We start from the raw sequence: 13,558 nt of genomic DNA, 5'->3' as shown, positions 1-13,558 counted from the left end.
TTACCGTGGTTTAGAGCGCAACGCTGGAGCGTTAAATAGTTTCTAAGCCTGCGATATCAGAGAAATTAGCAGCGGGACCCGGTGGTTTAGAGCCGTTTGGTTGAGGTCTGGAATGCTTTAAGCCCAATTCTGCCATCATCTGCTGTACTTGAGCGGCTACCAATCGGTCTGGGTCATTGGTGAGCTTGGGCAAAAGCTCCTTGAGTGCTCTCGGAGAGGCAACTTTCAAATAAGTCAGCACTGCCTCTCGCACATACCCTGTGGGGTAGCGCAGACAAGCTAAAATCTGCTCAGACGTCAGGCTCCAGCGAGCTTGGCGGGCTAAGTGAAAACAGCAAGCTAAAGGCCAGTCGGGTAGAAAGTATCGCAAATCTAATAAGTAGCGCAGGCGATCGCTGGCATTCATCGGTTCATAGGTCACCATATCAGAGAGGCTTTGCAGTTTATCTAAGTCTGGACGGCGATCGAGCACACTGAGTAGAGCCCGCTTGTTAGCAATATCTAAAGTATTGTCTAGAATTTCCAGCCCCTGAGCCACGCTCGATGGTGAGGCAGATTGTAGATTAATCGAAGCTGCCTGAATCGCTTCTAAAGGATAAAGTACCTTCATGAGCAAGAATAAGCGCTCCACGGCATCAGTTTGCACATCCGTCAAGGCCCGGCGCAGTAAATCCGCTTCTGCCCCTAAAACTTGTTCCCAGCTGAGATCGACTAAGGCAGCGTAAAGCTGACCAATAAACAGAATTTCTTGATCGATTAGGGTTTCAACCCCACTTCGTCCCAAGCGATCGGATATAGCATCAATTCCGAGTTCATGGGGCATTTTCAACAAGATTCGGAGAACATTGCGTCGGTTGGCTCCCCAAGCCGTCATCAAATGAGCCACAAGTACATCTAAGGCCTCTCGACTCGCAATCTGTCCAATGGCGCTCCAAGCTTGCATCCGGACTAGATCGGGCTTGTGAATATCTTCTGCCAGCTCTACTAACAGCGGAATCGCCTCATTGTCTAGCCTGACCAGTGCCCGCATAGCGGCTTCACGGGTGGATTTGTAATGCAAGCCCCGCAATAGAGAAGGATAATATTCTTCTAAATGAGTGGCTGCGATCGCCTCCAGTAAAGCACAACGCACTCGTAAAGATTCATCTTGAAGCAAAGTCGGGATGTAAAGCCGCAGCGCTTGCAAGTAAACAGCTTCTCCCAAAGCGCGACAGCCCATCACCCGCTCCCGCTCTTGTTTATGGGTGAGCATTTGCCGCAAGGTGTTGGTAGCCTCCGCTTTCTGTCGAGGTGTGCCCCGGCGCAACATGAGAGAGGCAGCCGTGCCTCGTACCACCGCATCCACCTCTGGGCGTAGGTAAGGCCGCAACTGACGAATATCTGGCTCTCGCTCTGTGAGCCAGATATAGCGCAACGCTACTGCCAACACTTCTGGAAACAGAGGTTGTTCAATTAGGGCTCTAACTGGGTTTACGTAAGATTCACTGGGATGCACCAACATCGCCTCTAAACTCTGCCGCTGCAAGGCTGGTGGCAAATTAGCCAACAATGGAGCTAGCGCCTCCCCTACATTTTGGAGATCGATCTGGCTGAGTAATTCAATGCAAGAACGCTTATCTGCTTCTGTACCTGGACGATTAAGTGTCTCAATTACAGCTCGCTTTAGCTCCCGCAAATCGACATCTGAAATACTCAGTTGTCCCCGTTCTGCACCTACCACCAGTAGCCCAACATAGCGGCTCCGTAGCAACCAAACTGTGCATAACCAAATCGTTGCCAGAAGAATAATTTGGGCCAAAAAGATCCAATCTTGTAGCTGTACGCCTATCTGCGTGTTCCGACAAAACCAAATAATCCCTAAAATGCTGAGTCCGGTTAAACCAGTGGCGATTGGTTCAGCCACACCTCGGACCAAAGATTGCAGCCCACTGCGGACACTTTCAGGTAACGGTTGAAAAAGCACAGGGCCAGTGCTGGTAAATAAGGTGTAGTGCAGTAACTCATCTAAAAACTTAAGAATCACTAACCCAACAAAAAGCGGCACGAGACCTGTCATCGAAAAAGAGCCTAAAGCAATAATTGCTATTGGCAAAAACATCGCGGTCGTAAACACCCCAATGCGCTCAATAACTCGGCTAGAGGCAAACCACTGCGTTGCTAGCTCAAAAATGCCAAGGACACCATTAAAGAGGCCTAAAAAGCTAGCAATCCCACCGACCAATCCTTGCCCTTCTAATTGCTGGTTCTCCAATTGGCTCAGAAATTGAAAATCTACCAGCAAGAACAAGACCTGCGCCATCATGAAGAAGGCAAACAACAAGATGACATAACGGCGTAACGGCCCTTTGAGGCGACGGGCAATCAGGTGATCAGGATGCGCTTCTTCCAGACGTCTGCGTGGAGCCTCTGGAAAAAACTGGTTGTAACTTTGGCTGAGGTAGAACAAAACCCCTGCCCCCAAAGCCATGACGAGGCAGGAAATTAGAATGACATCAGAAAGCTTGATGAACGAGAGGAGAAATGGCAGCGAAAACCCGCTAATGACATCTGCCACTAACACGCCACTACTAATTAATGGAAAAGTTCGTTTAATTTCTCGGATGTTAAAAAGTTGATTGGCGGTAATGGAGGTATTGAGGTCGTTGAGCACGTAGATAGCTTCTAGCCACAGCCGCATCAACAAAACGGTCAAACTTAGAACCGTAAGGCTGCCAATCGTGGCCCCGCCTGCTGCATCAAGGCCAAAGCGAAACAAGAGCAAGGGAACTGCCATTAATAACGCAGTTAGAACAATCACTCGACGCAACGGTAGAATTCGCTGCATCCAAGAGTAGATAAACCCTAGACTTGACCCAATACCAGCGCTAGCAATATAAATCCAGGGCAGCTTATCGGCTCCGTATTCCTTCAAGAACAGGGCGACTGTACTTGCTTCTAACCACAGCAACCCTATAGAGGTTGTGGTGTAAAAAGCAAACATCAACATGGTACGTTCGCTTTCTTCCGGGCGGAGGTTGACCCATCGCAGTAGCTTTTGGCCAAGGCTATCTTTAGCAAGCCACCGATTTTTTAGCGTCATGTAGCGTTGATTTCCTCTATCGCAGCCTGGTTGAGTTGCTTCTCATCTAAACATGATTTCTTCCGCTCGTCGCACTCAGTCTATTAATGAGTTCGGCTTACCGCAGGTTTGCAAGTGGCGACTTGAGAGTAAAAACATGCTTCGAGCTCCAAGACAGGAGCCAATGTCAATTGATGACACTTTCTGAACAGGATTCTGCACCAAATTAGCTTCCTGGGGCTACGCTGGGCTGGCTGTGTCTACTTAAACAGCAAAATTACTATAGGAGAACAGTGGTGAAGCAAATCTAAGCAGAACCTTGCTTTTTTAGCGTTCCCAACCTTGACTCTGTTTTAGTAAGTACAGGCAGCTCGAATCTTTGTATCGTTCTATCGATAAAGTGATATAACGCAAAAGAACAAGGCTGCTTTATAGTCAACCTTGTTCTTGGAAATTTTTAATATTGTTTGAGACGTTACGAAGAGATATAGATGTGTTAATCCACGTCTAGGCTCTGCGATCGCCTCTGCCTCAGCCTTATGACTGAAACCGTAATAATCGCTAAGGAAGCTGTGAGGCTTGCTGGAGACTGACTATATGGATGCTGATGACTTAGGCTTTTTTAGGCGCAAGCAACATCATCATATTGCGTCCCTCTTTTTTAGGAAATTGCTGAACTTCAGCCATTTCCTGCAAGTCTTTCGCCATCCGCATCAACAGAGTTTCAGCCAAGTCGCTATGTTGAATCTCACGGCCTCGAAACATAATTGTCGCTTTGACCTTGTCTCCTGCCTTGAGAAAACGCTCGGCCTGGTTAATGCGAACGTTGTAATCGTGTTCTTCGATTTTGTAGCGCATCTTTACTTCCTTCACATCAGAAGTATGCTGCTTCTTTTTAGCTTCTCTAGCTTTTTTCTCTTGCTCAAATTTAAATTTGCCGTAATCCATAATCCGGCAAACCGGAGGATCGGCTTTATCACTAACCAGTACGAGATCTAGTTCTTTTTCCTCTGCAATTTGCAGCGCTTCCCGAGGGGTAAGAATACCTAGTTGTGCACCATCAGTATCAATTACCCGAATCTTAGGAAATCGAATGCGCTCGTTGATTTGGGGTAAATCACGATTTTGTTTTTTCTCGATTAAAGGTGCTCTGGTTGACAACTCGGTTTTGACCTACTGCTAAAGGATAATGAGGTTGAAGAAGTGTAAATTACGGCTCAGCTTGGGTGCGCTCAATCCTCGCCCTGAGGGGGTTTGGTTTAGATGCTGCACTTGATATTTGCTATTTTACTCAGTCTGTTTAAATTTCTAGCTACTTGTTAACTTAATTTCTGAAATGGCCCTTTCTAAGTTCACTTCTGCGGGTCTAAGGTTGCTGTGATGGAGGTGGCACTCGGTATTGCTGAGCAATGTAATAGAAGAGGCGGTAGTAGTCGTCGAACTGCTGACTGGGCGATCGCGCTTGCCAGTGGTAGCGAATGTCGCCTTGTTGTAGCGATAGGGTCATTGAGCTGATTTCGGGTCCGATGTTGACGTTAAGCGCCCCAGACAAACCTTGGGCGGTAGTGAAGTTTGACTTTGATGGGGGTACAGAAGCCGCTTGCTGTTGAGATTGCTTAGTAGTAATGGGCTTAATTTGATGTCCTGCCCACCCTCGAATTTCAGCTTGAGGATTTTTAGGGTCGCGAAAAGCCTGTCCATCCTGATTGTCGGGGGGTGGCTCGGCTGTCCAACTGCTGGGATAGGGAAATTCAAAGTTATAGCGCGGGTTATGGTAAGTCTTCCATGTCCCTGCAAGTGGCATCTCAGAACTACGACAACTCGTTAGGAGAACCAAGCTAGCCAATAAACTAGCCAAGGCAGGCAACCTGACTGATCTAGGGTTAGTTCCAGAGCGATAAAGGTTCACTGTCTGATTCGTTCTCATTCGTTGAATGGACAACCCTGCTTTGTAAATAAAAGTAACAATGATGCCGTCATAACGTCTTGCCATCTTGACAGCAAATATCAGAGTCGATATTCTGACAGATACATACCCGGGTAGAACTGGAAGTTATATGCAAGAGAAGCAAAAGGTTACGTTGTATCTTTCACCGGAGCTGCATCGAAAGTTGAAAATTCGGGCAGCAGTCGATGCAGAGCCTATGTCAACAATTGTTGAACGAGCTGTTGTCTTCTACCTGGCTCACCCAGAGTTGGTAGATGAGGTGGAAGCAGCCTACGGCCAATCTCATCAGGTCTACAACTGTCCAGAGTGCACTAGCTCGGTTGTGGTCCAAAACGGAGAAATGCTTGCTCTCAAGAACCAGCCAGGTGTGTTAGATGAAGCTGGGCAATCTTTGCCAGTTCAGCAAGCTCAAAAGGTTGGCTCTAATCCTAATCAGCCGGGTGAGGAACTCGTTCCTTGTTAAGACTCTAACCTGTAGGTTAATGCTAGCAAGGGTGCCGCATTAATTTCAGGTCAGGTGAACTCGGATCTAGCAATGTCTGCACCGTCTCTAGTAGGTCGATGGTCATGCAAGAAGAGCTCAATATTTTAATTCAAGCTCAATACCCTCTTATCTATCTAGTTACCTCTGAAGAGGAACGGGCTGAGCAGGCAGTAGCTGCAATTGTTCAAGCTAGGTCACCCCAGCGTCCTCAGTTATTCATCTGGACAATGACTGAAGGGATGGTAGGGCACGAACAGTCCCGTAGTCCTGTGCAAAACAACACTGTTTCTCCAGAAGCAGCGATTGATTGGGCCATTCGGCAACCATCTGGCGTGTTCCTGTTTAAGGATTTGCACCCCTTCAAAGATTCTCCAGCAGTTACACGACGTCTCCGAGATGCGATCGCCCGATTTAAGGGAACACAAAAAACTATTATTTTGATGTCTCCCGTGCAGCAAGTTCCGATCGAGTTAGAAAAGGAAGTTGTAGTCCTCGATTTCACTCTGCCAACAATGGCTGAGTTAAATCAAGTGCTATCCAACCAACTAGACCAACTACCTCGCAACCGTCGGATTACAACCGAAGCACGAGAAAAACTCCTAAAAGCGGCTCTGGGACTTACCCGAGATGAAGCCGAAAAAGTTTATCGTAAAGCCTTAGTTACAGCGGGTCGCCTGACCGAAGCAGAAGTAGACATTGTTTTATCTGAAAAGAAGCAACTTATTCGCCGTAACGGAATCTTAGAGTACATCGAAGAAGACGAGACGATTGATTCCGTTGGCGGTTTAGAAGAACTCAAGCATTGGCTTAAGCAGCGCTCTAACGCCTTTACAGAAAGAGCCAGAGAATATGGTTTGCCTCAACCAAAAGGCATGCTGATCTTAGGAGTTCCAGGTTGCGGAAAGTCGTTGATCGCTAAAACCACTTCTAGGCTCTGGGGTTTGCCACTAATTCGTCTAGACATGGGCCGAGTTTACGACGGCTCAATGGTAGGTCGCTCTGAAGCCAACTTGCGTAATGCCTTAAAAACCGCTGAATCGATCTCTCCCGCGATTTTGTTTATCGATGAGATTGATAAAGCATTTGCAGGTAGCACTGGCTCTGCGGATTCGGATGGCGGTACCTCTAGTCGGATTTTTGGTTCATTCTTGACCTGGATGCAAGAGAAGACTTCTCCGGTGTTTGTGATGGCGACTGCTAACCGAGTGGAGCGCTTACCAGGCGAGTTTCTGAGAAAAGGGCGCTTTGATGAAATCTTCTTTGTTGATCTGCCGACTAAAGAAGAGCGCAAAGAGATTTTTAGTATTCACTTAAGCAAGCGGCGGCGTGAAATTGCTCGGTTTGATTTGGACCAGCTCGCGACTGTTTGCGATGGCTTTTCCGGGGCAGAAATTGAACAGGCGTTGATTGCAGCGATGTATGAGGCATTCGCCCAAGAACGGGAGTTTACTCAGCTCGATATTATCGCTGCGATCAAGTCAACATTGCCTCTGTCTAAGACAATGAACGAGCAGGTGACAGCCCTAAGAGACTGGGCAAGGCAGCGCGCGCGACCTGCTGCATCTTCCGTCGCAGAATATCAGCGACTGGAGTTCTAAAGGCTTTCACTCCTGCTCCCAACAGGAGGAAAGGCTAGCAAATTGTTGCTAGCAGTTTGACAAAATACCGTGCCACCATCGCGGTAAACCTCTCATCACATCAAACGTTGTCGTTTCTCTCAATCTCTCCAGGAGGAAATCCGAAATGTCTCACTTCAGCACTCTGCGCACCAAGATCACTGATGCCGAAATCCTGAAGGCTTCCTTGCGTGATTTGGGTATCTCGGTCAAGACTGAAGCTGATGTCCGTGGCTACAACGGTCAAAGAGTTCGTTCTGATATCGTTGCTGTTCTCGAAGGTGAATACGACCTAGGCTGGTCTCGCAATAGTGATGGTTCTTTCGATCTCATTGCTGACCTTTGGGGCGTTGCTAAGAAGCACAACCAAACTGAACTCATCAACTCCATTAATCAAAAGTACGCAGTTAATAAGACTCTGGCAGAAGTTAAGCGGCCTGGTCTGCAAAATGCCAACGTTAAACTAGTTCTGCAAAAGTAATTTCTCTGCGCGTTCCCAAGCTTACGGGTTAACCACTAAAACGGGTTAGCCCGTTTTTTTATGCCAATCGTGTAGACTTACGGGAGTGACTTCCAAGATAGATAGTCCCAACCCTGTTGCGATCGCCTGCTATGCCCTTGCCTTCTACTGAACAAGATCAAAAAATTCGCCAAGTGATTCGTAGCTGCGGCTTGCAAGTAGAACGGTTGGCGAAAGAGCATTTCCAAGTTTCTCAAAAAGGTCCGGATGACTACGTAACGAATGTCGATCGCGCCTTAGATCAAGAATTGACGACAGCTTTCTCAAATTTATTTCCTCACGATGGTCTGATTACGGAGGAGAATACTCAATCAAGACAAGCCTTTGGAGATCACTACTCGCAGCTTTGGCTGATTGATCCGCTAGACGGCACTGAGGATTTTATCAAAGGCAAAGCAGAGTTCGCCATTATGGTCGGACTGTTGCAGGAATACCAACCGATCGCGGGTTGGGTCTATGCGCCAATGCTGAACCAAATGTATTATGGCGGCTGCGGTTGGGGACTATTTCAAGAAAAACCAGGACAGGATAGCGAGCGGTTAGAGCCTGTAGAGCCACCGCCACCTCAATCTGGGTTTTGCCCCATGATCATCGGCACAAAAGATCAAAACAACTTTGGGGAAGCGATCGCAAAGCTAATTCCAGATGTACAGTTCTACACGCTAGGCAGTTTTGGCCTTAAGGTCATGGAAGTAATTTGTGGCCGAGCAGGGCTTTATGTTTATTTCAATGGACGGGTGAAGCTGTGGGATACGACGGGTCCTTTAGCGATCGCTAAAGCCGCAGGGTTAGTTTGTTGCGACCTAGAAGGGCAACCAATCCGCTTTACTCCAGATGCTCTTGATCCAGATACGCTAGCCCACAAGCAACCCATTTTGGTTGGCTGGCCTTCTTATATAGAGCCGCTACTTCCCAAACTGCAAAAAGCGATCGGGATGTTACGGCTCCAAAGATAGGTTTGCAGTGTTTAGTTAAAGGTCGAGAATTTCAACCTTAACCTTCGCCGCCTTCGCCACCTTCACCGCCAGGAGAGGGAGAAGGAGAGGTGGTTCCTTCTTCTCCACCTTCACCGCCCTCGCCACCTTCACCAGCACTGCCTTGAGCATCTGGGGAAGGAGAAGTGGTGGTTCCTGCCTCACCACCTGCTCCACCCGTCTGTTCAACAGGGGGAGCAGTTTCGTTTTCTGTGCCACATCCTGCTACGGGAGCGATCAAACCTAGAAGTAGTAGTAGTCCAGCCGACTTTGCACGCATTGAGTATTTCTCCTCAGTTCTTTATGTACTTTATAAATAAGTCGCTCATTCTACAAGTTTTTAAGTCTATTGCAATCTAAAGCCGCCAGAACTGATTAAGCTAGAACTCGGCCAATTTATGGCTTGTCCCTTTTTGTGATTCCTGCTGTTCGAGGTTGCTTGTAATGATGCTGACCATCCCTGATGTCCTGACATCGGAAGAACTAAATTCTGTCGTTTCTAACCTCGATGCATCTGATTTTGTCGATGGCAAAACTACAGCAGGTTGGCACGCAAAGTTGGTAAAGCAAAATACCCAACTCAAAAATGAAGCTAGTTACAGCCAAGAGCTGAAAGAGACAATCAAAAATGCTCTGAGGCGCAATCCTCTGTTTCAAATCGCTGTCCAGCCTCGATTGATTCACTCAATGCTGTTTAGCCTCTATGAATCAGGCATGTCCTACGGCAGCCATATTGATAACGCCTTGATGGGGGGGCAGGAGTTTTGGCGATCGGATGTTTCCTTAACACTATTTCTCAGTTCGCCTTCCAGCTACGGCGGCGGTGAGCTAGTGATTGAGGGAGTTGAGGGAGAAACTACATTTAAGCTAGAAGCAGGATCAGCCATCGTCTATCCTTCCTCTACCCTACATCGGGTCAATCCTGTGACTGAAGGCGTGCGATTAGTTGCTGTAGCTTGGGTACAAAGCTTAGTGCGTGACCCCCACAAACGCGAAATTTTGTTTGATCTCGATGTGGCTCGTCGAGCTTTGTTTGAAAAACAGGGCAAGACGACAGAGTTCGACTTAATTTCTAAAAGCCACGCTAATTTGCTCCGCCAGTGGGCCGATGCCTAATGCCTAACCAAATACCTAATCTCAACCATGACGGGCAGATGTAGCTCGCCCATCACGGCTCCACAACTCTCACTTAGTGTTGAACGACTAGGCAGAGGAGGAGAAGCTGAGCTTGCTAGCTTTAGCTTTCTCTAGCCACTGCACCACTTGATGACCCACACGGGATTGGTTCAGGCGATCGATCTCCCGAATTCCTGTAGGGCTGGTGACATTAACTTCAGTAAGGTAGCCACCAATCACATCAATCCCCACAAAAATCAAGCCATCTCGCCGCAGCACTGGAGCGAGTTGAGCACAAATTTCTCGTTCTCTGGGGGTAATATCCACTGACTCAACCCTGCCGCCAACTGCCATGTTGCCCCGGAATTCATTGCCTGTGGGCACGCGGTTAACGGCTCCAATTGGCTCTCCGTCTAGCAAGATAATTCGCTTGTCACCTGCTTTTGCTTCCGGTAGGTAAGTCTGAATCATGATCGGCAGTTGGCCTTGGAAGGTGCTGATTTCGATCATGGAATTCAGGTTGCGATCGCCTGGTTGCAAGAACAAGATGCCTTCCCCCGCCTTACCACCTAGCGGCTTGAGCACCGCAGCTCCTTGCTGCTCTACAAACTGGCGAATCACCTGCTTATCTTGAGTCACGATCGTAGTGGGGATCGCCTCGGTAAATTGGAGGGCATACATTTTTTCGTTAGCCGCTCGCAAACCACTAGGCGAGTTAACGACTAAGGTTCTAGCGGGGTCGATGTAGTCCAGGATATAAGTAGCGTAGAGGTAAGCCGTAGTCACCGGCGGGTCGGTTCGCATAAATACTACGTCCATCTCCTCTAGCGGGCGTAGATTGCCGAAACTCTTAGCCTGGGTGGAATCTTGCAAGGAACTCCCTAGGGAATACCAAGATTCAGCAGCCACCCAGCGGCCATCTATTAACTGAATGGGCGTCAACTTGACCCGTTCTAAAATTGCCCAGGCTTTACCATTCACCACACTCAATAAATTCGCTTGAGTTACCCATACCTCATGACCCAGTTCTTGTGCTGCTTCCATGAGGGCAACACTCGTGTCATGACAAGGATCAAGTTTTTGAATGGGGTCAATAATAAATGCGAATTTCAATGAATTACCCTCTGCAACGGTGTGGCTACTTTTGCACTAACGAAACAACTGAGTGGAAATGCGATCGCTTTTGGCGTTACACGATGTACTAGCTAACTTATAAGTAATTAGCTAGCAGTCTGCAAAAGCTGATCAAGCTTGCCTTGAGCGTTTAAGGCATGAATGTCGTCACAACCACCAACATGCTGGTCGTTAATGAAAATTTGGGGCAGAGAACGTTTGCCATTAGCACGTTGGGACATTTCAGCGCGAGCTGCTTCATCACCATCGATACTGTATTCGGTGTATTCAACTCCTTTTTTGTCTAAGAGTGCTTTAGCCCGAATACAGAAAGGGCAGGTCCGCCAAGTGTAAATTTCAACTTTAGAAGCCATAGCAACCTCAATCGTTAAGCAATGTTTCTTGATCTTAGTTTAGCCCCAGGAAGAAACCGCATAGTCCACAAGTTGAGCTAGTCGCCGACGTAAGGTTTCTAGGCCCAGGCGATCGCTGGCCGAGAGAAATACAGCTTGAGGAAATTCTTCTTGAGCGAGGGCTAAAGTATCTCCGTCCACCTGGTCAATTTTGTTGAAAGCCACTAACGCGGGTCCCGGCGTGATGGGCATCTCGGACAAAATCTTCATGACCGAACGAATTTGGTTTTGCCAAGCTGGATGGGAAAGATCCACCAAATGCAACAAAGCATCTGCCTCCGTGACTTCCTCCAAAGTGGCTCGGAACGCATCCACTAACGACGGCGGTAGCTCGTGGATAAAGCCAACCGTGTCGGTCAGCAAAATAGAGCGGGGTTCCTGAGTCACAGCATCTTGAATGATCAGGCGTCGGGTGGTAGGGTCGAGCGTCGCGAAGAGTTGGTCAGCGGTATACACTTCCGCGTTGGTCAATGTGTTTAACAACGTAGACTTACCAGCATTGGTATAACCCACGATCGCGATCGATGGAACTTCGCGATGCTGGCGTCGTTGCCGCAACCGAGAACGGTGAGCTTGTAATTGGTTGACTTCTTGCTGCAACCGAGAAATTCGCCGCTGGATGCCACGACGCTCGGTTTCTAGCTTGGTCTCACCAGGGCCTCTGGTGCCAATCCCACCGCCCAAGCGTGACATAGCTTGTCCCCGCCCGATCAGACGCGGCAGCATGTATTCCAACTGCGCCAACTCTACTTGCAGTTTCCCGGCTCTAGACTGAGCCCGTTGCGCAAAAATATCTAAAATTACTTCAGTGCGATCGACCACCCGAATGCCGATTTGAGTTTCCAAGTTACGCACTTGGGCTGGGTGTAAGTCACGATCGAAAGCAATTAGGTTTGCACCCACTGTTTGAGCGGCAAGCGCAATTTCTTGAACTTTGCCTTCACCAACCACAGTTTGTGGGTGAGGACGAGAGCGCTTTTGGGTTAGGGTTTCTACCACAGTGCCACCCGCAGTTTCCACTAGGCGAGTCAGTTCGACTAAGCCATCTTGGAAGCGCTGAGATTTTCGTTCATCGGTCATCAAGCCCACAATCAACACCTGATCGTGGTCGCGATCGACTTGTTGAGCGACGTATTCGCGCTCAAATTCTGCTTCTAAATTTTCTACTAAATCTAGAAAATCTTGAGCCGCTAAATCATCCAGGTCGGTTGGTGGTGAAACAGTCCAGTTCGCTTCTGGATGTGGGACTAGATGCGCTAAGTAAGCGTGCTTAACATAGCCTGTTGCTCCACCCCCACGCCGCTCAAATCCTGCACCTGACAAGGTAATCATTACCAAGCTATCGAGCCGCTGAATCGCCATAGCAGTCAAAGCAGCTTCGTTGGGTGGTTCAATTTTTAATTGGGTCGCTAAACAGCGAATGCCACTGAGACGTTCGGCCCCGTAACGCGGTAGTTCTAGAGGTGGAATCTGAGTTTGACGGGGCGTACCCACTCCAACCCGGATAACCTGACCGCGTCGGTTGATGTAGACACAAACAGGCTGGTTGAGATCTGTACTAATGGCAGCTAGTCGTTGGGCAAATTCAGATGTGGTGAGGCGATCGCCCGGTAGCCGTTGATGGTACAGACGTTGCAGCTGCTTAAGCTGACTAGATTTTAGACCTTGAAGATTGCCGTAGATCGTTTCTATAGACTTGCTTAACCAGAGAACTGGCCCTCAAATTCACTAGCTTCTATTCTACTAACTCTATAAAAACGTCAGCGCTTGCAGCGTTACTGCCGAAACCAACCGAAAATTCTGGAGATCCGGTTCAGCCAGTTAGCAGGTCTGCGAATTCCCAAGGCATGGTCGTAGCTAGCATAAGCTTCTTTGTAGCGGTTGAGATAACGCAGTGCTACCCCTCGAAATAACCAAGCTTCTGCATGGTGAGGCTGAATCGTTAAAGCTGTATTGCAACTAAGCAAGGCTTCTTCGTAACAATTTAAGTGAATGAAAGCCACAGCCCGAAACACTAGAGCGGCAGCATGATTAGGCTGGCTCCTTAGCGCTTGGTTAAAACTGGCGATCGCTTCATTATAGGCTCCCAAGTTGGCTTGAGCCTGTCCCCGTTGGTACCAAGCGCTCACATCATCACCTTTTCGGGCGATCGCTTGATCACAACGGGCGATCGCGTCTTCATACTCCCGCCGTTGCCGAGGGTCAATATCAGCTTGGCGGCGAACTTGAGGTCTGTTCCGTACTGAGTTGACTGGAGGAAGTGGATAAAGAGGCTGAACCTGGGATGACTGAAATGACTGGGTCATAGACATAGTC

The 13,558-nt window shown here is 48.3% G+C and carries 13 protein-coding genes; 5 read left to right on the top strand and 8 right to left on the bottom strand.

Annotated features, from left to right (window positions below; genetic code table 11):
• Nucleotides 1-31: 31 nt before the first annotated feature.
• The 3 genes from H6F72_RS07810 to H6F72_RS07800 all read right to left on the bottom strand — a co-directional run bounded on the left by H6F72_RS07810 (nt 32) and on the right by H6F72_RS07800 (nt 5,051).
• Nucleotides 32-3,079, bottom strand: coding sequence for a HEAT repeat domain-containing protein (locus tag H6F72_RS07810; protein ID WP_190433463.1), 3,048 nt, complete (start codon nt 3,077-3,079; stop codon nt 32-34).
• Nucleotides 3,080-3,670: 591 nt separating this feature from the next.
• Nucleotides 3,671-4,219: a translation initiation factor IF-3 gene (infC, locus tag H6F72_RS07805; RefSeq protein WP_190433461.1), complete on the bottom strand. Its 549-nt coding sequence runs from the start codon at nt 4,217-4,219 to the stop codon at nt 3,671-3,673.
• 205 nt (nt 4,220-4,424) lie between these two features.
• Nucleotides 4,425-5,051 carry a hypothetical protein gene (locus tag H6F72_RS07800; RefSeq protein ID WP_199298963.1) on the bottom strand — a complete coding sequence of 209 codons (627 nt, stop codon included), beginning with the start codon at nt 5,049-5,051 and terminating at the stop codon, nt 4,425-4,427.
• A gap of 151 nt (nt 5,052-5,202) precedes the next feature.
• Here H6F72_RS07800 and H6F72_RS07795 point away from each other — a divergent pair, with 151 nt between their 5' ends.
• The 4 genes from H6F72_RS07795 (at nt 5,203) to H6F72_RS07780 (ending at nt 8,582) form a co-directional block, all read left to right on the top strand.
• The gene (locus H6F72_RS07795; RefSeq protein WP_242016837.1) at nt 5,203-5,469 is read left to right on the top strand and encodes a hypothetical protein; all 267 of its coding nucleotides are present in this window, start codon (nt 5,203-5,205) and stop codon (nt 5,467-5,469) included.
• Nucleotides 5,470-5,573: 104 nt separating this feature from the next.
• A complete protein-coding gene (locus tag H6F72_RS07790) occupies nt 5,574-7,088 on the top strand; it encodes an AAA family ATPase (protein ID WP_190433457.1) in 1,515 nt (504 codons plus the stop codon).
• 145 nt (nt 7,089-7,233) lie between these two features.
• Nucleotides 7,234-7,587, top strand: coding sequence for a DUF1257 domain-containing protein (locus H6F72_RS07785; RefSeq protein ID WP_190433455.1), 354 nt, complete (start codon nt 7,234-7,236; stop codon nt 7,585-7,587).
• Between the two features lie 131 nt (nt 7,588-7,718).
• Nucleotides 7,719-8,582 carry a 3'(2'),5'-bisphosphate nucleotidase CysQ gene (locus tag H6F72_RS07780; protein WP_190433453.1) on the top strand — a complete coding sequence of 288 codons (864 nt, stop codon included), beginning with the start codon at nt 7,719-7,721 and terminating at the stop codon, nt 8,580-8,582.
• 37 nt (nt 8,583-8,619) lie between these two features.
• Here H6F72_RS07780 and H6F72_RS07775 read toward each other — a convergent pair whose 3' ends face one another.
• Entirely contained in the window at nt 8,620-8,880 is a 261-nt protein-coding gene (locus H6F72_RS07775; protein WP_190433452.1) for a hypothetical protein, read from the bottom strand.
• 164 nt (nt 8,881-9,044) lie between these two features.
• Between H6F72_RS07775 and H6F72_RS07770 the strand changes: the two genes are divergently transcribed.
• Nucleotides 9,045-9,716, top strand: a complete 672-nt coding sequence (locus tag H6F72_RS07770; RefSeq protein ID WP_190433451.1) for a Fe2+-dependent dioxygenase — start codon at nt 9,045-9,047, stop codon at nt 9,714-9,716.
• 87 nt (nt 9,717-9,803) lie between these two features.
• On the opposite strand, the gene gshB is transcribed toward H6F72_RS07770, so the two are convergent.
• The 4 genes from gshB to H6F72_RS07750 form a co-directional block, all read right to left on the bottom strand.
• Entirely contained in the window at nt 9,804-10,829 is a 1,026-nt protein-coding gene (gshB, locus tag H6F72_RS07765; RefSeq protein WP_190433450.1) for a glutathione synthase, read from the bottom strand.
• Nucleotides 10,830-10,936: 107 nt separating this feature from the next.
• Nucleotides 10,937-11,203, bottom strand: coding sequence for a glutaredoxin 3 (grxC, locus tag H6F72_RS07760; protein ID WP_190433449.1), 267 nt, complete (start codon nt 11,201-11,203; stop codon nt 10,937-10,939).
• Between the two features lie 39 nt (nt 11,204-11,242).
• Complete coding sequence (gene hflX / locus H6F72_RS07755; RefSeq protein WP_370527462.1) at nt 11,243-12,736, bottom strand: GTPase HflX; 1,494 nt, start codon at nt 12,734-12,736, stop codon at nt 11,243-11,245.
• 281 nt (nt 12,737-13,017) lie between these two features.
• Nucleotides 13,018-13,548 carry a tetratricopeptide repeat protein gene (locus tag H6F72_RS07750; protein WP_190433448.1) on the bottom strand — a complete coding sequence of 177 codons (531 nt, stop codon included), beginning with the start codon at nt 13,546-13,548 and terminating at the stop codon, nt 13,018-13,020.
• Between the last annotated feature and the right edge of the window lie 10 nt (nt 13,549-13,558).

Origin of the sequence: Trichocoleus sp. FACHB-46 (assembly GCF_014695385.1) — a bacterium.
Classification (GTDB): Bacteria; Cyanobacteriota; Cyanobacteriia; order FACHB-46; family FACHB-46; genus Trichocoleus.
This window is presented reverse-complemented; position numbering and strand designations above follow the sequence as displayed.

Coding starts and splice junctions, on each gene's coding strand:
- H6F72_RS07810 (WP_190433463.1), bottom strand. CDS start 3,079: ATGACGCTAAAAAATCGGTGGCTTGCTAAAGATAGCCTTGGCCAAAAG.
- H6F72_RS07800 (WP_199298963.1), bottom strand. CDS start 5,051: ATGGCAAGACGTTATGACGGCATCATTGTTACTTTTATTTACAAAGCA.
- H6F72_RS07795 (WP_242016837.1), top strand. CDS start 5,203: ATGTCAACAATTGTTGAACGAGCTGTTGTCTTCTACCTGGCTCACCCA.
- H6F72_RS07790 (WP_190433457.1), top strand. CDS start 5,574: ATGCAAGAAGAGCTCAATATTTTAATTCAAGCTCAATACCCTCTTATC.
- H6F72_RS07785 (WP_190433455.1), top strand. CDS start 7,234: ATGTCTCACTTCAGCACTCTGCGCACCAAGATCACTGATGCCGAAATC.
- H6F72_RS07780 (WP_190433453.1), top strand. CDS start 7,719: ATGCCCTTGCCTTCTACTGAACAAGATCAAAAAATTCGCCAAGTGATT.
- H6F72_RS07775 (WP_190433452.1), bottom strand. CDS start 8,880: ATGCGTGCAAAGTCGGCTGGACTACTACTACTTCTAGGTTTGATCGCT.
- H6F72_RS07770 (WP_190433451.1), top strand. CDS start 9,045: ATGATGCTGACCATCCCTGATGTCCTGACATCGGAAGAACTAAATTCT.
- grxC (WP_190433449.1), bottom strand. CDS start 11,203: ATGGCTTCTAAAGTTGAAATTTACACTTGGCGGACCTGCCCTTTCTGT.
- H6F72_RS07750 (WP_190433448.1), bottom strand. CDS start 13,548: ATGACCCAGTCATTTCAGTCATCCCAGGTTCAGCCTCTTTATCCACTT.